Below are 21,342 nucleotides of genomic sequence, written 5' to 3'. Positions count from 1 at the left end.
GTCCTCTACATTACTGACCGACCAGTTATTAACGCATTGCGCGCCTGCCTGGCGCCGCACCGTCATCCAGTGACCCCTGCCCTGCCCAAGAACGAATCCGACACCCGGCGCTGGAGCCGGCGCAAGGCCGCGCGTCCGCAGGAACTGGTGGCGGCCGCGCTGGACCTGTTCGTGGAGCGCGGCTACGCGGCCACCCGTCTCGAAGACGTGGCCGCCGCCGCCGGGGTGTCTAAAGGCACGGTCTACCTGTACTTCGCCAACAAGGAAGAGCTGTTCAAGTCAGTGGTCCGCGAGAACATGGTGCCGGCGCTGGCGCGCGGTACCGACCTCGTCGATACCTACGAGGGGACCACGCCGGAACTGCTGCGCGAACTGCTGCTGGGCTGGTGGGGGCTGATTGGCTCCACCCGCGTGGCTGGCCTGACCAAGCTGATCATCGCCGAATCCGGCAATTTTCCCGATATCGCCCAGTTCTACCAGGACGAGGTCATGGGCCCCGGCGACGCCATTTTTGCGCGTGTACTGGCGCGTGGCGTGGCGCGCGGCGAGTTCCGCGACGTGCCGGCCAATCCGTCCACCACGCTGCTCTGCGCGCCCCTCGTGTTCCTGATGCTCTGGCGCCAGTCGTTCAGCCAGGTCAACATGCCGGCGATCGACCCCGATGCATTCATCGACCAGTTGTTGCAAATGCTGCTGTTCGGCCTGACTACCGGCCCTGCACGCGACACCCCGCTGCCTGCGCAGCAGGGTCCCTACGTCTGGGAACGCATCCGCGACGAACTGATGGCCGAACGTGCGGCGCAATCGTCACAAGACGACCCCGAGGACGGCCAGGCATGACAGCCGGAGCGTTTTTTGGCCGGGCGGCGTGCCACCGCGCAACGCCGCTCACGGACTTGGCTGCCGGCGCGGCGCGTCGGAGTAAAATAGCGGGCTTTTGCGCAACTTCCCGGCCGATCGCCGCCCTGGCGGCCAGCCCGGACGGGGCGCGCCCGGCATGGAACGAATGACAGCGCTGGCGGCGAGGCAACACTCGCGCGGCATCGCACCCCCGCAAGTATCTGGAAGGAAAGGCAAGATGGACCTCGAACAAGCCCGATTCAACATGATCGAACAGCAAATCCGCCCATGGGACGTGCTGGACCAGGAAATCCTGGACCTGCTGGCCGTGGTCAAGCGCGAGCAGTTCGTGCCGCAGGCTTACGCCGCGCTCGCCTTCGTGGATATGGAGATTCCGCTGCCCGGCGGCGAGAACATGCTGCCCCCGCGCGTCGAGGCCCGCCTGCTGCAGGACCTGAACGTGCGCAAGCACGAGAACGTGCTGGAAATCGGCGCCGGTTCCGGCTACATGGCCGCCCTGCTGGCCAACCGCGCCCGCCACGTGCTGAGCGTGGAAATCCGCCCCGAACTCGTGGAACTGGCGCGCCAGAACCTGGCCAATGCCGGCGTGACCAATGTCGAGGTTGCCGAAGGCAACGCGGCCGACGGCTGGGCCGTGGCGGCGCCCTATGACGTGATCTGCGTGTCGGCATCGGTGCCCGAGCTGCCCGCTTCGATCCTGTCGCAGGTCAAGGTGGGCGGGCGCATCGTGGCCATCGTCGGCACCGCGCCGGTGATGGAAGCGCGCCTGATCACGCGCGTGTCGGAGACCGACTACAAGGTGGTGAACCTGTTCGAAACGCTGGCCCGCCCGCTGCAGGGCGCCTCCCAGCCGTCGCGCTTCAAGTTCTGATCGGGAAACGGCCATGCAGGTAATTACCGCTCCCGAACTGGCACAGTGGCTGGCCGACGCCGGCCGCGCCAGGCCGGTGCTGCTCGACGTGCGCGAGGATCTCGAGATCCGCACCGCCGCCATGCCCGGCATCACGCATATCCCGATGGGCCAGATTCCGGCCCGCCTGAACGATATCGACGAGGACGCCGAGATCGTGTGCATCTGCCACCACGGCGCGCGCAGCATGCAGGTGGCCGCGTTCCTGGAGCGCCAGGGATACGCGAAGGTCTACAACCTGACCGGCGGCATCCACGCCTGGGCGACCCAGGTCGATCCGTCCGTCCCGCAATACTAGTTGTCCCGGGGTCCGGCCAGCGCCGGACCCGTCGCCAGTCGCCGCTGTCGTATCACTTGTTGCAGTAACCGAACATTGGCCGCGTAACGCGCCGCCGTGCTGGAGATGTCATGAGTCTTGCGCTTTCCGCCGTGCCCGCCGCGGCCAGGAAACCCCTGGTACTGGCGGCTGCCTTGCTGACCTGGCTTCCCATGCCATTTGCCTCGGCGGCGGACCTGTTGCAGGTCTATCACGACGCGCAAGCCAATGACGCCCAGTTCGCCAGCGCCCGCTCGCAACTGCTGGCCACGCGCGAACGGTTGCCGCAGGCTCGGGCCGGGCTGCTGCCGCAGGTTGCCGGCACGGCCGGGGCGCAGCGGACCATGGCGGACTACAGCTCGCCGGTCGACACCAATCGCTACTTCAATGCCAACACCTGGTCGCTGCAACTGACGCAGCCGCTGTTCCGCTGGGACCGCTGGGAAACCTACAAGCAGGGCGAACTGGCCGCGCTGGCGGGTGACGTGACGTTCCAGCAGGCGCAGCTCGACCTGATCACGCGGGCCTCGCAAGCCTACTTCGACGTGCTGGCGGCCCAGGACAACCTGTACCTGGCCGGCGCCCAGAAGAAGGCCATCGGCGAACAGCTGGAACAGGCCAAGCGCAATTTCGAGGTCGGCACGGCGACCATCACCGACGCCAACGACGCCCAGGCACGCTACGACCTGGCTACCTCGACCGAAATCGCCGCCCAGAGCGCGCTCGAAGTGGTGCGCGCCACGCTGCAGCAGATTACCGGCAAGCCGGTGGACGAACTGATGGGCCTGCGTCCCGAGGCCGCCATCCCCGGCCCGATGCCGGCGGACGTGAACGCCTGGGCAGCACAGGCCGAGCAGACGAACCCGCAGGTCGGGCTGGCCGGCTACAACTTCGAGATCGCCCAACGCGAGACCAGCAAGGCGAAGGCCGGCCACCTGCCCTCGGTCGACCTCGTGGCGTCCTATGGCTATACCAACGCCCAGGGCACCGCCACGCAGCTCAGCAACGTGGGCAGCCGCTACAACTCCGGCGTGGTCGGCGTGCAACTGAGCATCCCGCTGTACGCCGGCGGCCAGATCCAGTCACGGGTACGCGAGACCATCGCCCTGGCCGACAAGGCCGGCAGCGACCTCGAATTCGCCCGCCGCACCGCCGCCCAGCAGGCCCGCCAGACCTACTCGGGTGTCTTCAACGGCCTGGCCCAGGTCAAGGCGCTCGAAGCGGCCGAACGCTCGGCCCAGAGCGCGGTGGAATCGAACCAGCTCGGGTATGAAGTGGGCGTGCGCATCAACATCGACGTGCTGAACGCCGAGGCCCAGCTGTTCTCCACGCGCCGGGACCTGGCCAAGGCGCGCTACGACACGATCATGAACGGGATGCGGCTGAAGGCCACGACCGGCGTGCTGTCGGAAGAGGACGTGGTGCGGATCAATACGCTGCTGACGGAACAGGCCGGGGCGATGTACCGGCTGCCGGAGAAGGCGAGGATGGGGGCGGCGCCGGCACGCGGCGCCGGTGGACGGCGAGCCAGCCTGACGCCGCGCAGCTGATCCGCTGTGCGGCATCCATGACGGTCAGGCGCTGCGCGTGACGCCGACTGGCCGCATCGGCTTGAAGGAACCGCGATCGCCCAGGCCATGGGCGCCGCGCGCTTCCCGCGCCGCCATGCCGAGCAACAGGCCCACCGCTCCTGCGTAGAAGACGATATTGGCCTGATGGGCCATGGTCACCTGGGTCAGCCCACAGACCAGCGAGGCCATGACCACCGCCAGCCCTGCCCCGCCGAGGCTCTCTCCGCGCTCATTGCCGGCAGCGCGGCAGACGCGCAATGCGCGCCAGAACAGTACGGCAGGCACCAGGAACAATCCCAGCAGGACCAGCACCCCGGGCAGGCCGGTCGTCGAAGCAGCCTCCACGACATCGTTGTGGGCGTGCTCCAGGACGCAGACCATCGATTCCGTACGCTCCGAGCAGTACGGCGCCGAATGCAGAATGGTCGCAAACTGCCCGACCCCGGCACCCGACCACGGGTGCTGGGCGAAATAGCCCATGCCGATCTCCCACATCTGCAGGCGCGCGCCGACCGACGATTCCGCATTGCCTTGCTCGAACTGCTGCACCTCCGAGACGGCCTTGTCCACACGCTCGGCCACGGGACTTCCGGGCAACAGGTACAGGCCAGCCACCAGGACCGCGATGCCGCCACAGGAGGCCACGAACATGCGTGCGCTGAACGCCCGGTACCGGACAAGCAGCAGCGGGAACAGCGTGACGAGCATCGCCACCATCGCGCCCCGGGTGCCATTCATCATCAGGATCGGCACGGCGCACAGGACATTGAACCAGGCGACCGCATGCGTCCTGGCGTCCTGCCCAGGCCGGGCAAAACCGACCAGCGCCAGGGCAGCCACCATGTTGGCAAACGCAATGGGCTGGATCCACGCCGAGGGACGGTCAACGTGCAGGCCGAAACGCTGATACAGCACGATCAGCAGTGCCAGACACAGACCCCAGGTGATACCGGACCACAGGCGCGAGGCGTTGGGCGCCGCCCGCACGATGGCCCAGCAGGTCAGGATGGCCAGCAGCGCCCGGGAGGGGTTGTCGATGACGTTCCAGGGCGTGTGGTGGTAGAACTTTGACGCGATGCAGACCACGAGGAAGCCGAACACGGCAATCGCCAGCGGCAGCAGCGTGTCGGCATGATGCCGCCATTCGCGCCCCATGCCGCGCCACCCGGCCAGCAGCAGCACCACGACGCCCGCCAGAAACACGCCCGCCCCACGCGGCACGCACAGGACGAGGATGGGAAAGGCAAAGACCAGGAAGTCGGCGACAGTGGACAGCCGGGTGTTGCGGTTCGTCATAGGCAGCGGTAAGGCACACGTCCGCCGCAACCGGTCATGGCGCGGCGAATCCGGAAAATAAGCGGCACCATTCTAAACGATTGACTTGCGGAAAATTGTCACCAACAGGTATCAAAGCCGCTTATCCGCCACGTTTTCGCTCGACAATTTCCAGCACCTGCCATCGGATCGCCGACGCATCGGCCGGCGGATTCGGTACCTGGTACTCCTTGACCCGCAGCTTGTAGGCCACCCCGGGCTCGAAATCGAGTCCTTCGATCGGTCCGTACCAGAACTGCCACGGCTTGTCGGCCGCGTCGCGCCAGCGGTAGCACTGCATCTTGCCGACGCCGGTGCACTCCACGCGCTGGGAATCGATGTAGACGATCTTTTCGGTGCCGCCCGTGCTGCCGGTGGCAGGATCGACCTTGTCGCCGCGCCGGCCCACGCCTTCGCGCTCGACGAACTGGAGCAGTTCGCCATCGGCGGTCTTCCAGACCACCTGGCGGCCGGTGGAACCCGCCGAGGGCTGGGTGCCCACCGTGGTGAACGGCGTCTGCATCGCCTTCAGCAAGGCCGTTTCGGTTTCCATCCGCGCGCCGGGGCAGGCCATGCGGGTGCCCGCCAGCCGGTCGAAGCGGATGCCTGAGTCGGTCTTGCCGTAGCCGCCGGTGAACCGGTTGCAACCGCTCGTGCCGCTGACCGTCCCTTGACCGGAGTCAATGCCGTCACTGAAGTTGAAGACGATGGGCTCGCCGTTGTCGCCGTGCGGCAGCTCGCGCTGCGTTCCGTCCGCGCGGGTCCAGCGCACCAGTTCCCAGCGGCTGGGCCCCGCCGAGCGCGTTTCGTTGAGGCTCGGGCTGGCCGAGGGATTGTTCGGGGGCAGCCCGGTCGAACTGCAGGCGGAGAACACGGTGGCCGCGCCGAGGCTCAGCGCGGCGACCCAGAGACGCGGACGGGAGAATCGGGGCATGGAGGGGCTCCTTTGTCGTGAAGCGTCGGATTAAACTCCAGCGCCGCCGAAATCGAAACGTGACCCGGCAAGCGCACGGAAATCCACTCAACTGGCAGTCTAGCCCCCGGTTTGGCTGGTGTATGTCAGCGCAACACTGGCGCGAGCGCGCCAAGTGTCCTAACCGTCGCTCCGCGATGAAGTCCGGCGAAGGTCAGCGCATTGGCGCGCATCTCGGCCAGGCGAGAGCGGTCCGCAAGTACCTCGGCTGCCGCGCGCATCAGTTCGTCGGCATTGGCTACCCGCAGGCACGCACCAGCGGCGATGGCGTCCTCGGTCGCCTGCGCGAAGTTGAACGTATGGAGTCCCATCAGTACCGGCGTGCCGATTGCGCAGGCTTCGATCAGGTTCTGTCCGCCGAGCGGGATCAGGCTCCCGCCGATATAGGCGATGTCCGAAGCCGCGTAATACATTGCCATCTCGCCCATCGAGTCGCCGAGCAGGATGTCAGCGCTGACTTCTGCCTCCGGGCCGTCCAGATCTAGCGCGCTGCGGCGCTGCACCGAGAAGCCCGAGCGCGTGGCCATGCCCGCTACCTCGTCGAAGCGCTGCGGATGGCGCGGCACCAGCAGCAGCAGCGGCCGCTGCGCGCCCGGCCAGCGCGAGAACGCTTCGAGAATCAGCGGCTCCTCGCCTTCGCGCGTGCTGGCGGCCGCCAGCACCTGCCGGCCGCCAAAGGCGCGCCGCAACGCCTGCCCCCGCGCCATGCCGGCCTCGGGCGCTTGCATGTCGAATTTCAGGTTGCCGGTGACCTGCACCGCCCGCACGCCCAGCGCCCGGTAGCGCTCGGCATCGCCGGCGGTCTGCGCCAGCACCATCGTGAAATCGTTGTAGAGCGAGGCGGCCGCACTGCCGAAGCGCGCCGTGCGCCGGTAGCTGCGCGGCGACAGCCGGGCGTTGACCAGGAACAGCGGCACGCCGGCGCGCCGGGTCACGTGGACGAGATTCGGCCAGACCTCGGTTTCCATGATCAACCCCGCCTCGGGCCGGAAATACGCCAGGAAACGGCGCACCAGCCAGGGCATGTCGTAAGGCAGGTAGCACTGCTGGATGCGGGGGTTGCCGCCGTAGAGCTGCGCGCCAGTCTGGCGGCCGGTGGGCGTCATGTGCGTCAGCAGCAGCCGGTGCCCCGGGTAGGCGGCGAGCAGCGAATCGATCAGTGGCTGGGCGGCCCGCGTTTCGCCCACCGATACCGCGTGCACCCAGAGCCAGGGCCCCTCGCGCGGGATATCGTCGTACCGGCCCAGCCGCTCGCCAATGTTCTGGACGTAGCCGGGCTCCTTGCGCGAACGCCAGACCAGGCGCAGCAGCGCCACGGGCAGGATCAGTAGCCACAGCAGGGTATAAATCAACCGCAACATCAGACAGACACTCCGCGCACCCGCCGCGCAGCGGCGTAGACGTCATCGACCGACGGCACCTGGCCGTCGTCGCCCACGTTGGCGATGCGGTCGGACCAGTACCCCTCGGTCTTCCAGCGCCACGTGGCCGTATAGATCTCGACAGTCGGCCGGCACAGCGCGGCCGCGATATGGACCAGGCCGGTATCCACGCCGATCACCACCTCGGCCCGATTGATCAGGCCAAACCCCTGCATGACCGAGAAGCGCGGCAGGACCCGCGCGCCCGGCATGCCGGCGGCAAGCGCCTCGGCATCGCGCTTTTCCGACTCGCTGCCCCACGGCAGCAGCACGCTCAGACCCTCCGCGTGCAGCCTGCGGCCGAGTTCGTGCCAGTGCGCCACGGGCCAGCGCTTTTTCGCGCCGGCCGTGGCGTGGAAGCAGACCGCATGGCGGGCCGGAAGGTCGGCCCACAGCGGATCGTCGGCGTGCAGGGTCCGGGCAGCCGGGCCGAAGAAGCGCGGCGGCTCGGGCGGGGTGGTGCCTGTCAGCGCCGCGCCAAGCAGGCGCGAGCGCCGTACCGAATGGGTCTGGCGCGGCACCTTGACCGGCGCGGTGTAGAACAGGCGCGCGGCCGGCTCGTAGCCGGACCCTTGCGTGGCATTGCCGAGCCCGACGATCGGCGCGCCACTGGCCCGTGCCGCGCTGCGCGCGACGATGGCCGTCTTCAGCAGGCCCTGGGTCTCCAGGACGGCGTCGTAGGCGTGTTCGCGGATGGCGGCGCGCAGGGCGCCGATTTCGTCCCAGGTTCCGGACTTCCAGAACCCCTTGCGCCAGCGGCGCAGCGCGAACGGAATGACGTGGCGCACCTCGGGCAGCAGCCTGACCAGGTCGACGTAGCCCTCTTCCACCACCCAGTCGATCTCGGCCTCGGGCCAGCGGGCGCGCAGATCGTGGACGAGCGGCATGTTGTGCACCACGTCGCCCAGCGACGACACCTTGACGATCAGGATGCGGGGCCGGGCCGGCAGCGCGAATGACGACGCCGGCGCCACTGGCGCCGGCGTCGTCACTGCTGACCGTCGATCCGCTTCAGAACGGGAGCTTTGCATCCGGCTTTTCTGCAAGAATCACGCGCTTGAATTCGGCTTGGATACGGGCCAGCGCGGCGTCGTTGTCGGCCTCGAAGCGCATCACCACCACGGGCGTGGTGTTGGACGGGCGCGCCAGGCCGAAGCCATCGGGGTACTCCACACGTACACCGTCGATCGTGATCACTTCCTTCGCACCCTCGAACTTCGCGTTGGCGCGGATCTTGTCGAGCAGCGTGAAGGCTTCGCCCTCGGCCACCTTGAGCTGCAGCTCGGGGGTGCAGTTCGAGTTCGGCAGCGCGTTCAGGACGGCGCTCGGGTCGTCGTGCCGCGACACGATCTCCAGCAGGCGCGCGCCCGTGTAGAGACCATCGTCGAAGCCATACCAGCGGTCCTTGAAGAACACGTGGCCGCTCATCTCGCCGGCGATCGGTGCGCCGGTTTCCTTGAGCTTGGCCTTGACCAGCGAGTGGCCGGTCTTCCACATCAGCGGCTCGCCGCCATGCTCCCGAATCCACGGCGCCAGCTTGCCGGTGCACTTGACGTCGTAGATCACCTGCTGGCCGGGGTTGCGCGACAGGATTTCCTCGGCGAACAGCATCAGCTGGCGGTCCGGGAAGATGACCTGGCCGTCCTTGGTCACCACGCCCAGGCGGTCGCCGTCGCCGTCGAAGGCCAGGCCCAGTTCGCAGTCGGTATCACGCAGGCATTGCATCAGATCCTGCAGATTCTCGATGTGGGCGGGGTCCGGATGGTGGTTCGGGAAGTGGCCGTCCACGTCGCAGAACAGTTCGACCACCTCGCAGCCCAGGCCGCGGAACAGGTCGCCAACGAAGGCGCCGGCCACGCCGTTGCCGGCGTCGAGCGCGATCTTCATCGGGCGGGCCAGCTTCACATCGCCAATGATCCGGTCGAGATACTGCTGGCGGATATCCACGAGCTTGTAGCTGCCGCCACCCTTGGCGAAGTTGCCGGCCCCGATGCGCTGGCGCAGTGCCTGGATCTGGTCGCCATAGATGGCCTTGCCGCCCAGCACCATCTTGAAACCGTTGTAGTCGGGCGGATTGTGGCTGCCCGTGACCATGATGCCGGACGTGGCGCGCCGGCCATCGAGCTCGATATTGGTGCCGAAGTACACCATCGGCGTGGCAACCATGCCGAGATCGATCACATCGAGCCCGGCCGCGCGCAGGCCTTCCACGAGGCCGCCCAGCAGGTCGGGGCCGGACAGGCGGCCGTCACGGCCGACCACCACGGTTTTCTCGCCGATTTCGACGGCGGCCGAGCCGAACGACAGGCCGATGTAACGGGCCACTTCCGGGGTCAGCGTCTTGCCGACAATACCGCGGATGTCATAGGCCTTGAAGATCGAGGGTTCAATTTGCATGTGGCTTCCCGAGGACAGAGTTCATCGTGCGAGTCCGTCCGCCGCAAGAAACGTGCAGGGGACGGGGCGCGGGCAGGGCGCCAAAAAGACGTATTGTGCCGGATTGCGCGTGGCGCAGGCGCTATAATCGCCGTCAGCCGCCCGCGGAGGGATTTTCAAGCCCTTTTCGGCTGCCATCGGTCTGGCGGAGCACGTTTGCCCACGCCTTGTCCGAGCCGGCAGGCGGTTGACGAGAAGCCGGGCAGATGTCCGCCGGCTTGCCCTGGATTGATCCGCCTTTGCCCTTGCCCACGTTGCCCCACCGGCCGCGCATCGCCTATCTGATCACCAACTCGGAAATCGGCGGCGCCCAGACCCATGTTGCCCACCTGCTCCGCGCCATGCGCGAGCGGGCGGACGTCATGCTGCTTGCCGGCGGCGACGGGCCGTTGTTTGCACTGGCCGGGGATCTGGGCATCCCGGCGGTACGCCTGGCGCAGATGGATAACGCGCTCTCGCCGCTCCGGGCCGTGCACGCACTGCGCGAGCTGACGGCCGCGCTGCGCGGCGCCGCACCAGACGTCATCCACACCCATAGCGCCAAGGCCAGCGCGCTCGGACGCATCGCCGGCCGCATCCTGAACCTCCCCGTGGTCTATACCGTCCACGGCTTTGCCTTCAAGCCTGCCGCGCCGTGGAAGCGGCGCGCCGTGGGCCGGCTGGTGGAGTGGGCGCTGGCGCCGCTCACCGCCCAGATGATCTGCGTGGCCGGGGCCGAGCGGGCGATGGCGCAGGCCCTGCCCATCCCCGCGAGCCGGATCAGCGTGATTCCCAACGGCATTGCGGACGCCCCGCGGGCGGCCAGTCCCGCCGGGCCGTTGCGGCGAATCGTCACCGTGATGCGCCTGGCCCAGCCCAAGCGGCCCGACATCGTCATTCGCGCGTTTGCGAAGGCGCTGCCCGAGGGCGAACTGGTCATCGCCGGCGACGGGCCGCAGCGCGACAGTCTCACGCAACTGGCCGCGCAACTGGCGCCCGGACGTGTGCGCTTTGCCGGCAACGTCGACGACATTGCGGCCCTGCTGGCGACGGCACAGGCTTTCGTGCTTGCCTCGGACCATGAGGGCCTGCCGATTTCGATCCTCGAAGCCATGCGGGCCGGCTTGCCCATCGTTGCCAGCGACCTGCCCGGCATCCGCGAGCAACTGGAAGACGGACGCAGCGGCGTGCTGGTGCCCGGCAACGATCCCACGGCGTTTGCGGCGAGCATCGACCGGCTGGCTTCCGACGCGCCGCATCGCATCGCCCTGGGCGACGCCGCCCGGGCGCGCTGGCAACAGGCCTACGGCCTGGAGCCCATGATCCAGGCCACCTGGGCCGTCTACCAGCGAGTGCTGGCCGGCAGCCGCCCGCTGGCCGTGCGGGCTTCCGCATCATGAGTACGCTGCACGGCGCATCGATGCGGCGCAATGGGCTGGGCACGGCGGCGCGCTCGGAAACGATCCGGCGCGCCAGCCGGATGATCGGCTGGGCCGCGATCGGGCTGGTCCTGTTCGGCATCAATACTGCGTTATCCGAAATCGCGCACCACGCGGGCCTGGTCACCCACGTCTTCCCCCGCACCCTGCTCTGGTCGATCGTGCCCTACCTGGCCGCCTTCGTGCTGCTGCTGCGCGCGTTGCACCTGCCGGCCATGGAAGGCGCCAGCATCGTCGGCGTGGCCACCACCCTGCCCTTCGCCATGCTGCTGATCGCCTACGCCGGGTTCCATGTCGAGTATTCGCGCGGCGCCGTGCTGGTGGGCTACATCACCACGCTGGCGTGGATCTGGTTCGGCTACCGGCGCTACGTGCAGAAGTACGTGCCGGTGTTCGGCTACATGGAACCTGAAACGCTGCAGCACCTGAACCGCATCATCGAGATGCCCGGCGCCACGCCGCCCGGCGCCACGCGCTTCGAACAGATCAATTCGATCGAGGACGCGCTGCACTGCGACGGCATCCTGGTGGAGCGCGGCATGACCGCCGACCCCGCCCGCACCCGCCTGCTGACCCAGTACAAGATGGGCCACCTGCGCATGTATTCCGTCGAGCGGATCGGCGAGATGCTGACCGGCCGGGTGGGCCTGGACCATATCGACGAGAACTTCTTCGACGACTACGCCAACCACTACCTGTTCGACTATGCCAAGCGGCTGATCGATATCGCAGGCGTGGTCGTGCTTGCGCCGCTGGCGCTGCCCGTGGGGCTCGTCGTGGCGCTGACGGTCAGCCTGGAAACCCCGGGGGGCGCATTGTTCCGCCAGCGCCGCGTGGGCCTGTTCGGCAAGCCGTTCACGATGCTCAAGTTCCGCAGCATGGGCGTGGACAAGCATGCGCCGGCCCAGTTCGCGGCGCGCCAGGACCCGCGCGTCACGCGGGTGGGCCGCGTGATCCGCAAGTACCGGCTCGACGAAATCCCGCAACTGTGGAACGTGCTGGTTGGCGACATGAGCTTTATCGGGCCGCGTCCGGAACAGGTGCCGATGGTCGACGAGTTCACCGAATCGATCGCCTACTACCCGTACCGCCATCTGGTGCGGCCGGGCCTCTCGGGCTGGGCCCAGGTGCAGCAGGGTTACGTGGGTACCCACGCCGAGACGGTGACCAAGCTCAGCTATGACCTGTACTACGTCAAGCACTGCTCGTTTGCGCTGGATCTGCTGATCGCGGTGAAGACGGTGCGGACGTTGTTGACCGGGTATGGGGCGCGATGACCCAGCGCCTCCCCAGAACCGATGGCTCCGGGCCATTGCGAATCCTGCTGCTTGTCACCGGCCTCAGGCTGGGCGGCGCCGAGCAGCAGGTTGCCGCGCTGTCGCGGGCGTTCAGCGCGATGGGGCATGCCGTCGCCGTGGTCAGCCTGACGACGGGACGAGAGGTGACGCTGGCGCCGGCTGCCGAGTATCGGGCCGTCGACATGCGGAAGACGCCCTGGTCGATGCTGCGGTCACTTCTTGAGGTCCGCACGTTCGTGAAGGCGTGGCGTCCTGATGTGATCCATTCGCACATGGTGCATGCAAACCTGTTCGCCCGGATGCTGACCCGCATCGTTGCCGCGCCCCCGCTGGTCTGCACGGCGCACAGCATGCGCGAGGGTGGCCGGCTGCGCATGGCGCTCTACCGCATCACCGACAGCTGGTGCGCCCTGACCACGCATGTGAGTGCGGCCGGGCGCCAGCAGATGATCGATGTCGGCGCGGCGCGGCCATCACGGCTCGCGGTGGTCGCCAACGGTATCGATACGGCGGCGTTCCATCCCGACGCCGCAAGGCGCCATGCCACGCGCGCCGCGCTCCCTCTCTCTCCGGATGCCCGGTTGCTGCTGAATGTGGGACGGCTGGTCGAAGAGAAGGATCAGGCGACGTTGATCGAAGCATTCGCCCGTGTCCGCCAGCAAGGTTTCGACGTCCGGCTGGCAATCGCCGGGGACGGTCCCCGTCGCCAGTCGCTGGAACAGAAAATTCACTCGCTGGGCCTGGACGATGCTGCCTGGCTGCTGGGCCGACGCGCTGACGTTGCAGAACTGATGACTGCGGCGGATGTCTTTGTGCTGTCGTCGCGTATCGAGGGGATGCCGCTGGTGGTGGGCGAGGCCATGGCATGCGGCACCAGCGTGGTGTCCACCGACGCGCCCGGTGTGAAGGAACTGTGCGGCAGCCTTGCCCGCATCGTGCCGACCGGCGACGCGCAGGCACTGGCCGAGGCAATCTGCGCCGCGCTCCGGGAAGACCCGCACGAGGCCGGGCAGGCCGCTGCGCGCCGGGAGCGCGTCGTATCCCAATTCGGCTTGCAGGCGACGGCCGCCCGCTGGATCGACATTTACCATCAACTGATTCAGGCTCCCCGTCTGATGCACCGGGGGAGCACCTGATGCGGCGCCGCGTTGCCACAAACCTGTTGTGGATGCTGATCGAGCGCGGGCTCCAGGTGGCTACCGGCATCGGTGTGGTGGCGATGCTGGCGCGGGCGCTGGGCCCCGAGGGTTTCGCCCATTTCCAGTACGCGCAGGCGATCGTGCTCATCGCAGCGTCGCTGGCGCTGATCTGCGGCGGGGAAGTCGTGGTGCCCCGGCTCGTGGTGACGCCCACTGCTGCAGGACAGCACCGGCTGATGATGCATGCGCTCGTGCTGCGCATCGGGGGCGCGGCACTCGGCTATCTGCTGATGTGCACGTTCCTGCTGGTCACGCGGCCGCCACCCGAGACCTGGATTGCCGCGCTGTTGCTTGGCATATCGATCCTCCTGCGCGAACCGGCAGGCGTCGTCGTGGCGTGGATGCAGGCCCATACCAACAACCGGCCGGGCACGATCTTCAGCCTTGTGGCCCTGATCGCGAAGGCAGGTCTGGTCGCCAGCCTGTTCCTGGCGGGGACCCACAATGTTCCGCTGTTTGCCGCCACGTTCGCCGTCGAGCCGATCGTGCTGGCCAGCCTGCTGTTCATCTACTATCTGTCGCGCACCCCCGGCGGCCGTCGCGTGCAACTCGAGCCGGCACTGTGCCGCCAGTTGGTCTCGGCTGGCACGCTGTTCTGGATCGGCTTCATCCTGATGATGGGCGCGCGCCGTGCGGACCAGCTGATCCTTCAGCCGTCGGTGCCGCTGACGGAATTCAGTGCCTACGCGGCCAGCATGCAGATCCTCGACAACTTCACGATTGTCGCCACCATCCTGGCCGGGGGCATTGCTCCCATGTACATCTACAGCAAGAATGCACTGTCCGTGGCGCGCCAGAACGTTGCCTACACGGCGCTGGGACTGGGGCTGATCGGATTGGTGGGCGCCGTGATGATCGCCTCCAGCGCCGAATGGATCATCCACCTGCTGTACGGCAGCGAATTCTCATCAGCCAGCAGGCTGCTGCAGGTAGCCGCGCTGGCATCCATCCCCGTGTTCGCGGATGTGGGGCTGAGCCTGCTGGCTGTCTATCTGCGCCGCCCGAAGTGGATAGCCATGAAATGGGGCCTGGTGCTGTCCGTCACCATCGTGTTCGACCTGATCGCCGTTCCCCGCTACGGCGCGATGGGCGCCATCGCCGGCTATGCGGTATCCAACGCGATGGCGGTCTGCTTCGGGCTCGTGCTGTGGTGGCGCACAGGCCGGTCGGTACAAATGGCCACGGCATGAGCGGCACGCCCCGGATATGCTTTCTGACGGGCACGCTCAATGCCTATGCCGGCGCCGAGCGCATGACCGCCGTCATGGCGAACGCACTGGCGGAGCGTGGCTTTCCGACGTTCGTGCTCAGCCTCTGGGATCGGCACAGCTGCTTTCCCCTGGTGGATGGCGTCAGCCACCATGCACTGTTCGCTCGGCGCCCCTCGTTCAAGCGGGCATACCCGGCCACCGTGGCGGGTATCCGCAGGTTCCTCAAGGCCCATCGGATCGACATCCTGGTCGAGGTCGATACGATGCTGGCCCTGTTCACGCTGCCGGCATCGGTGGGCCTGCCTGTCCGCAAGATTGCCTGGGAGCACTGTTTCTTCGACCAGGACCTCGGCAGGCCCATGCGCCGCGTGGCACGCCGTCTGGCGGCGCGATTCCACGACGACATCGTGGTACTGACAGACCGCGATCACGCGCGGTGGGAAGAGGCGCTCCAGCCTCGCGCCAACGTGCTCACTGTGCCGAACCCCCTGCCCTTCGCGTTTCCGCCCGACGCGGCGACCCGCAAGGCCAAGGTCGTGCTGGCCGTCGGACGGCTGACCCATGCCAAGGGTTTCGACATCCTGCTGCGGGCCTGGGCGATGGTCGCCGAACGCGCGCCGGACTGGCGCCTGATCATCGCCGGCGAGGGCGAATCGCGTCCTGAACTGGAGCGCCTGCGGGCCCAGCTTGGGCTTGCAGAATCCGTCGAACTGCCCGGCGCACGCGAGGATGTGTCGAGCCTGTACCAGGGGGCGTCGGTCTTCTGCCTGAGTTCCCGATATGAAGGATTCGGGCTGGTGTTGCTCGAAGCCATGTCGCACGGGTTACCTGTCGTGTCGACCGACTGCGAAGCCGGACCGCGCGCGCTGTTGAGCGACCGCGAAGCCCTGCTTGTGCCCACGGAGAATCCCGAAGCACTCGCCAGTGCCATCACGGCACTGATGGACAACACCGCGGTCGCCAACGACATGGCCCTCGCAGGGCGACAGAAAGCCCGCGATTTCGAGTTGGGCCGCATCGTCGACCAGTGGCAGCAACTGCTCTGTCAGCATTGAGCCAGGCCGGTCCGAGGGTTTTCCACGGCTGAAGCGGCGCTTGCAACGGATCGACAACAAACCCTAGAATCCACCAGTCAGTGCTTTACCCCAGCAGAAGTTCCTATCGACCTTTGCCCCCGAGGAGAAAGATAGTGCTTGCGGAAGCTGAAAAGCCGATTGCGTTCCAATGCAATATTTGTGGCGCGGACAACACCGTCCCCCTTGGACAGTTGAGCCGCGAAGAGCCGAGCTGCGGCTGCGGTTCCACGGTCAGAATGCGCTCCATCATTCAGGTACTGACGTCCGAGCTGTTTGGCGAAAGCATGGCGATAGCGGATATCGCACCGCCTCGTCCGGACATCGTGGGTATCGGCATGAGCTGCTGGGACGGCTATGCGATACCGCTGGCGCATCGTATCGCCTTCAAGAACACCTACTACCACCAGGAACCGAGGCTCGACATTACGGATATCGAGCCGGAGCAGGAAGAGACGCTCGATTTCATCGTTTCCACCGATGTCTACGAGCACGTTGCGCCCCCGGTATCGATTGCTTTCGATAATGCACGTCGCCTGCTGAAACCGGACGGTGTCTTCGTCTTCACCGTACCGTACTTCAGTCCCGGCAAGAAACGCGTGAAGACGATCGAGCACTTTCCCGATCTGCACGACTACGAACTACAGAACCTGGGCAGCCGCTTCCGCATGAAAAACGTCACGCGCTCCGGTGACGTGCAGCTATTCGACGATCTCGTGTTCCATGGCGGGCCGGGCACGACACTCGAAATGCGCGTGTTCTCGGAGTGGTCGATGCTCAAGGAACTGCGCCGTGCCGGCTTCGACGACCTGACCATCTATAGTCAGCCGGATTGGAAGTACGGGGTCTACTGGCCTCTGCAACACTCGCTGCCCGTGGCGGCGCGCGTGTCGCAGAACAAGCGCTTCTGGCAAATGGGCGCGACGATCAGGCATCGCTGACGCATCGGCACAAGGCGCCGGCTCAGTCAGTTTTCGTCGCGCTCGTGCCGTTTGCGGACGATATAGGACGGGCGGCGCTTCGACTCCATGTAGATCCGGCCGACATACTCGCCGAGCACGCCGATCCCGATCAGCTGCACGCTGCCGAGAAACAGCACGGCCACCAGCAGTGACGCGTAGCCGGGTACGTCGACGCCATGCACGATCGTGCGGAACACGATGTATGCGCCGTACAGCAAGGTCAGCATGGCCCCTGCCAGGCCGACATAGGTCCACAGCTTGAGCGGCGCGGTACTGAAGCTGGTAATGCCTTCCAGCGCCAGGTTCCACAGCTTCCAGCCCGAGAATTTCGTGTCACCGACCGCACGCTGATGGCGGGTGTAGTCAACGACCGACGTCCGAAAACCAATCCAGGCGAAAAGTCCCTTCATGAAACGCTGCTGTTCGGGAAGGGCTTTCAGCGCATCGACGGCCACGCGGTCCATCAGGCGGAAATCCCCGACGTTCTCGGGGATCTTGATGGTCGAAAGGTGGTTGTGCGAGCGGTAGAAAAATTCCGCCGACTTCCGCTTGATGAACGAATCCGAGGTGCGGTCGGCGCGGCGCGCCAGCACGACCTCGCTGCCGCGCTGCCACTCCGCGATCAGTTCGGGAATCAGCATCGGCGGATCCTGCAGATCGGCATCGATGGGAATGACGGCGTCCCCGCGCGCGGCGTCGATACCGGCGGTCAACGCCGCTTCCTTGCCGAAGTTCCGGGACAATTCGATGGTGCGAAACCGCTTGTCGCGTTCTACCAGGCCAATCAGACGCTGCAGCGTGTCATCCCGGCTGCCGTCATCGACGCAGACAACTTCGAAATCGCAATCGGGGACGCGATCGAAGACGGGGGTAATCGCCGCGTAGAACGCGTCGGCTCCCTGTCCTTCGTTATAAAACGGTACAACGATCGAAACCAGGCGGTTGGGGGGCGTCATGGAATTCTTGGTCGAACGTGATTGGGGGCGAAAAAACGTCAACGAATACGGTCTTCAACCTTTAACGCAAGGCAACTCCTCCGCGCGAACTGCAGCAATCAATTCTCCGGTATTTCCGGCGACCAACAGGAACATCGTGTGCGGGCCGACCCACGGGCCCGTCTGTTTTTCGCCCGAGGGCGTCGCCCCGGCATGCCACAGCACCGGGTTGCCATCTTCGCCAAGCAGCCAGAGCTGGGTCCAGGGCGCTACGGCAGGATCCACCTGCCAGCGCGCCGTCAGCGCGAACGGCGCAGCCGATCCACAGATGCGTGCCGGCGACGCAGCTTCCAGCGCCAGACGCGCCCCATCTGCCTGCGGACGATCCAGCGAGGCGGCAATGAGCAGGTCACCCGGAACGCGGCCGAGATGCGGCGTCAGGCGCGAACTCAGCGCCCATGCGGCCGTAACGGCCAGGAAACCGCACAGCGCCAACGCGGTAATTGTAGAGCGTCGTCGTGTCATTTTTGCATCCAGGCACGCAGCCATTCCGGCCAGAGGTATTGACGGGCATAGTCGCGCGTCTGGGCAAGCGTCGGGGGGACCCTGGAGCCCGCCTCCGGGCTGAGCTGCCACGCCGTCATTCCGCTCAGGGTCAGCACCGGCCTGGCGTCCAGCGCGTCGAGCGCAGCCGCCAACGAGGGCCGCTCGGTCGCTCCGGTCACGACATAGCCGATACCCAGATCGCGCAGCAGGCGTTGCCAGACTTCGCCCTCGGGGTCCGCGTCCGCCTCGTGCGCCGCCGCCATGATGGTGTGGTCATACCAGATAGGTGTCAGCGCGAGACCGGCGAACGGCGCGCCATACGGACGGCCATTCTCCGCCAGCAGCACCCCGCCACCGTTGCCCACGGCACGCACGTAGTTCGCGATCACTTTTTCGGGCGCGAATGCGGCATCGACCTCGGCGCCGGTCCGCTGCAGCATGGCGACATCCCAGATCAGGTCATCGCCCCTGAGCCGGTAGAAGGAGTTTGGATAGAAACACAGGTTCAGGACCACCAGCGCGGCCAGCACGGCCGCAATGATGCGGTGCCGTCCCATGGCGTAGTAGAAGCCCGCCACGGTCAGCGGAATGGCGACCGTCAGCATCGGAAAGATGTAGCGGAGATACTGGATGTTGTAGAACGTTCCAAGAAACGCGATCAGCGCCACCAGCATCGGCGCGCGGCTCCGCGGCGCGATCAGCGCCAGCAAGACGCCGCCCAGCAAGGCGAGCATCAGGAAGCCGGCGGCGCCTTCGTACGCTTCCATGTAACGCGCGGTCGAGAACGTCAGGTGCCAGGGCAGCATCCACTGCATGCCGCCGTGCCAATGGGAATCGCTGAATCGCTCCACGCCGAAGTACGGCGAACGGAAGATATCGTTGAAGACCGGCAGTACCGGATTGCCGGTGATCACCCCGGCGTAGAAGTAGCTTGACCCGGTGATCACGAAGATCAGCGGCAGCAACTTGCCGATGGCGAGGAGTTCTCTGCCGATGCGGCGGCCGGCAAGGGCCCAGACTGCCAATGGCGCGACGATCATGATCTGTGTCGCCTTGATCGCCAGCAAGCCGCTGCAGACCAGGACCAGTGGCATCAGCGAGCGGACATTGCCCTTCACCTTGACGTGCAGGGCCGTGGCGATCGCTGCCGCAGTAATGGCGGTCAGCGCGGCCTCGACCTGCATGCCGCCCAGCAATGGCATGACCAGAGGCTGGCTGGCGAACGCGGCGGCAACCAGCCATCGCAGCGCCACGGGCAGGCCCAGGCTGCGCGCGATGTCCCACAGGAAGTACGCGGCCAGCCCGTACCACAGGGCGTTGAACGCGCTTCGCGCTTCTTCCCTGGCCAGGACGGCGACGACGGCCTGCATCACGTCCGTGGCCCAGGGCGTCATGGCCCAGACCTGCGATGCCGCGTCGAGCCGGTAATACCTGAGTTCGAGCAGTTGGTACGTGATGGCCAGATGGCCGGCGAGATCGTCGAACTGGACGGTCGGCAGCCACAGGGCCATCGACCCCAGCAGGAAGACGACGGCGAAAAACAGCGACCAGAGCGGCGAGCGCCGCGTTGCCCCGCGCCATGCCGTCACAGACCGTGTGACAGCCTGCCGGATCACCGGGAAACGGATGATCCAGATGGCGCCCATGACCAAGGCGTAGACCAGGCGATCGTGAATCGGGTAGGGCAGCAGCCATCCGAAGAACCCGGCCAGGATCAGCATGCCGATCAGCAACGCCAGCGCCCAGCGGCGGTTGCCGGCTTCCGGCACGTAGAGGGTGCCAACCCCGAGTGCTGCCCCGGCAAAGAAGATCGTGGCAATGACCGGCGCCGTCCCGGCATGCCGCCACAGCAATATGGCACCGATGGCCAGCACGATGGAGCTGGCGCGGATGCGGAAGATCCAGGCCAGCGGCACGGTGACGCCGATGGCCATGACTGCCAGCCAGGCGAGTTCCTGCATCCGCGCGTCGGGCACGGAATCCCAGATGGATGTCTGGAAGAAGCCCAGGCCAACCAGGAGACAACCCGCGAGCATCAGCAGCCCCGCAAGCCACCAGTTCGATTTGAGAAATACCATGGAACAGACAGTTCAGTAAGGGCGGCCAAGGCGGAGAATGCCGCCCGCCCGGGCCCCGTTAAACAGATACGGAATCGAGGAAATGTCGCAATTCGCTTTCGAAAGCCGGCCAGGTGAGCCATCCCCTGCTCTCGTAGAGAAGGGCGCCGCCGTGCGGTCGCTGTTCCAGCCGCGCCATGTTCGTGCGCTGGAGGCAATAGTTACCGCCGATGAGCAGCTTGGGAGCAACGAAAGGAAGCAGGCCGACCCAGGTTTTCCATTGCGACGGATACGACAGACATAACCGCAGGTAGTGAAATCTTGCCCGCCACGGAATCGGGAGTCTGATCCGCTCGCCATTCTCCGCCAGCGGGCTGAGCACACGGAAGAACGGCTTCGGCACCGCGTTCGCGTTGTACAGCGAGAACTGGAATACGTCCGGGATACCCTGCTTGCGCGCCAGCAGCACCGCCAGGGCGTGGGTGGCATCGTGATCGGGATGACCACCCTCCCATGCGGGCACGTAGATGGCATCGAAGGGGCCGTGCGCGTCGCAGAACGACTGGCATGCCAGCCATGCCGCTTTCAGGTGCCTGTGCAATCCTCCGTCAGGAAAGCGCGCGAGCGCGCCAATGAAATGGAGATCGTCGGCGCAGACTCCGAGCCGCGCCAGCACTTGCCGGCTTTCCGTCATGCGACGCGACACCATCGCAGGGTCCGAGCCGCCATCGGTCAGATAGACGATCGCCACGCGGCGGCCCGTTCCAACGATCCGTCGGATCGATTCGAAGCAGCCGAACTCGTCATCGGGATGTGCCAGCAGGAACAACGTTGCCGGCTC

19 protein-coding genes are annotated in these 21,342 nt (G+C 66.4%); 10 read left to right on the top strand and 9 right to left on the bottom strand.

Annotated features, from left to right (window positions below):
- The first annotated feature begins 69 nt into the window (after positions 1 to 69).
- The 4 genes from EV147_RS01765 to EV147_RS01750 all read left to right on the top strand — a co-directional run bounded on the left by EV147_RS01765 (position 70) and on the right by EV147_RS01750 (position 3,637).
- Entirely contained in the window at positions 70 to 840 is a 771-nt protein-coding gene (locus EV147_RS01765) for a TetR/AcrR family transcriptional regulator (RefSeq protein ID WP_130389412.1), read from the top strand.
- Positions 841 to 1,078: 238 nt separating this feature from the next.
- Positions 1,079 to 1,732 carry a protein-L-isoaspartate O-methyltransferase family protein gene (locus EV147_RS01760; protein WP_130389411.1) on the top strand — a complete coding sequence of 218 codons (654 nt, stop codon included), beginning with the start codon at positions 1,079 to 1,081 and terminating at the stop codon, positions 1,730 to 1,732.
- Positions 1,733 to 1,745: 13 nt separating this feature from the next.
- On the top strand, positions 1,746 to 2,069 hold the full coding sequence (locus tag EV147_RS01755) for a rhodanese-like domain-containing protein (protein ID WP_130389410.1): 324 nt from the start codon (positions 1,746 to 1,748) through the stop codon (positions 2,067 to 2,069).
- 110 nt (positions 2,070 to 2,179) lie between these two features.
- Entirely contained in the window at positions 2,180 to 3,637 is a 1,458-nt protein-coding gene (locus EV147_RS01750; protein ID WP_130389409.1) for a TolC family outer membrane protein, read from the top strand.
- A gap of 24 nt (positions 3,638 to 3,661) precedes the next feature.
- Here EV147_RS01750 and EV147_RS01745 read toward each other — a convergent pair whose 3' ends face one another.
- The 5 genes from EV147_RS01745 to EV147_RS01725 form a co-directional block, all read right to left on the bottom strand.
- On the bottom strand, positions 3,662 to 4,954 hold the full coding sequence (locus EV147_RS01745) for an O-antigen ligase family protein (protein WP_130389408.1): 1,293 nt from the start codon (positions 4,952 to 4,954) through the stop codon (positions 3,662 to 3,664).
- Between the two features lie 121 nt (positions 4,955 to 5,075).
- On the bottom strand, positions 5,076 to 5,906 hold the full coding sequence (locus EV147_RS01740; RefSeq protein WP_130389407.1) for an META and DUF4377 domain-containing protein: 831 nt from the start codon (positions 5,904 to 5,906) through the stop codon (positions 5,076 to 5,078).
- A 125-nt stretch (positions 5,907 to 6,031) separates the two neighbouring features.
- Positions 6,032 to 7,306 (bottom strand): lipid IV(A) 3-deoxy-D-manno-octulosonic acid transferase, encoded by a 1,275-nt coding sequence (gene waaA, locus EV147_RS01735; protein ID WP_130389406.1) that lies wholly within the window; start codon positions 7,304 to 7,306, stop codon positions 6,032 to 6,034.
- Positions 7,306 to 8,397 carry a lipopolysaccharide heptosyltransferase I gene (waaC, locus tag EV147_RS01730; protein WP_130389405.1) on the bottom strand — a complete coding sequence of 364 codons (1,092 nt, stop codon included), beginning with the start codon at positions 8,395 to 8,397 and terminating at the stop codon, positions 7,306 to 7,308. The genes waaA and waaC overlap by 1 nt, the downstream gene beginning before the upstream one ends.
- The gene (locus EV147_RS01725) at positions 8,378 to 9,763 is read right to left on the bottom strand and encodes a phosphomannomutase/phosphoglucomutase (RefSeq protein WP_130389404.1); all 1,386 of its coding nucleotides are present in this window, start codon (positions 9,761 to 9,763) and stop codon (positions 8,378 to 8,380) included. The genes waaC and EV147_RS01725 overlap by 20 nt, the downstream gene beginning before the upstream one ends.
- A 245-nt stretch (positions 9,764 to 10,008) precedes the next feature.
- Here EV147_RS01725 and EV147_RS01720 point away from each other — a divergent pair, with 245 nt between their 5' ends.
- The 6 genes from EV147_RS01720 to EV147_RS01695 all read left to right on the top strand — a co-directional run bounded on the left by EV147_RS01720 (position 10,009) and on the right by EV147_RS01695 (position 16,942).
- The gene (locus tag EV147_RS01720; RefSeq protein WP_130389403.1) at positions 10,009 to 11,181 is read left to right on the top strand and encodes a glycosyltransferase family 4 protein; all 1,173 of its coding nucleotides are present in this window, start codon (positions 10,009 to 10,011) and stop codon (positions 11,179 to 11,181) included.
- A complete protein-coding gene (locus EV147_RS01715; protein ID WP_235844576.1) occupies positions 11,178 to 12,497 on the top strand; it encodes an exopolysaccharide biosynthesis polyprenyl glycosylphosphotransferase in 1,320 nt (439 codons plus the stop codon). Before EV147_RS01720 ends, EV147_RS01715 begins: the two co-directional genes overlap by 4 nt.
- Positions 12,494 to 13,654 (top strand): glycosyltransferase, encoded by a 1,161-nt coding sequence (locus EV147_RS01710; RefSeq protein WP_130389402.1) that lies wholly within the window; start codon positions 12,494 to 12,496, stop codon positions 13,652 to 13,654. The genes EV147_RS01715 and EV147_RS01710 overlap by 4 nt, the downstream gene beginning before the upstream one ends.
- Positions 13,654 to 14,907: a lipopolysaccharide biosynthesis protein gene (locus EV147_RS01705; protein WP_130389401.1), complete on the top strand. Its 1,254-nt coding sequence runs from the start codon at positions 13,654 to 13,656 to the stop codon at positions 14,905 to 14,907. The genes EV147_RS01710 and EV147_RS01705 overlap by 1 nt, the downstream gene beginning before the upstream one ends.
- On the top strand, positions 14,904 to 15,983 hold the full coding sequence (locus tag EV147_RS01700; protein ID WP_130389400.1) for a glycosyltransferase family 4 protein: 1,080 nt from the start codon (positions 14,904 to 14,906) through the stop codon (positions 15,981 to 15,983). The genes EV147_RS01705 and EV147_RS01700 overlap by 4 nt, the downstream gene beginning before the upstream one ends.
- A gap of 134 nt (positions 15,984 to 16,117) precedes the next feature.
- Positions 16,118 to 16,942, top strand: a complete 825-nt coding sequence (locus tag EV147_RS01695; RefSeq protein WP_130389399.1) for a class I SAM-dependent methyltransferase — start codon at positions 16,118 to 16,120, stop codon at positions 16,940 to 16,942.
- Positions 16,943 to 16,968: 26 nt separating this feature from the next.
- Here the strand turns inward: EV147_RS01695 and EV147_RS01690 are convergent, their stop codons facing one another.
- Genes EV147_RS01690 through EV147_RS01675 form a run of 4 tightly spaced genes read right to left on the bottom strand, consistent with a single transcriptional unit; the run spans position 16,969 to position 21,330 of the window.
- On the bottom strand, positions 16,969 to 17,919 hold the full coding sequence (locus tag EV147_RS01690; protein WP_130389398.1) for a glycosyltransferase family 2 protein: 951 nt from the start codon (positions 17,917 to 17,919) through the stop codon (positions 16,969 to 16,971).
- A gap of 54 nt (positions 17,920 to 17,973) precedes the next feature.
- Positions 17,974 to 18,423 carry a hypothetical protein gene (locus EV147_RS01685; protein WP_130389397.1) on the bottom strand — a complete coding sequence of 150 codons (450 nt, stop codon included), beginning with the start codon at positions 18,421 to 18,423 and terminating at the stop codon, positions 17,974 to 17,976.
- Entirely contained in the window at positions 18,420 to 20,522 is a 2,103-nt protein-coding gene (locus EV147_RS01680; RefSeq protein ID WP_130389396.1) for a hypothetical protein, read from the bottom strand. The genes EV147_RS01685 and EV147_RS01680 overlap by 4 nt, the downstream gene beginning before the upstream one ends.
- Before the next feature lie 58 nt (positions 20,523 to 20,580).
- The gene (locus EV147_RS01675) at positions 20,581 to 21,330 is read right to left on the bottom strand and encodes a PIG-L deacetylase family protein (RefSeq protein WP_235844575.1); all 750 of its coding nucleotides are present in this window, start codon (positions 21,328 to 21,330) and stop codon (positions 20,581 to 20,583) included.
- Positions 21,331 to 21,342: the final 12 nt, after the last annotated feature.

The organism is Cupriavidus agavae (genome assembly GCF_004217045.1).
Classification (GTDB): Bacteria; Pseudomonadota; Gammaproteobacteria; order Burkholderiales; family Burkholderiaceae; genus Cupriavidus; species Cupriavidus agavae.
Note: the sequence above shows the minus strand (reverse complement) of the source record. Positions and strands in the feature narration are given on the sequence as shown.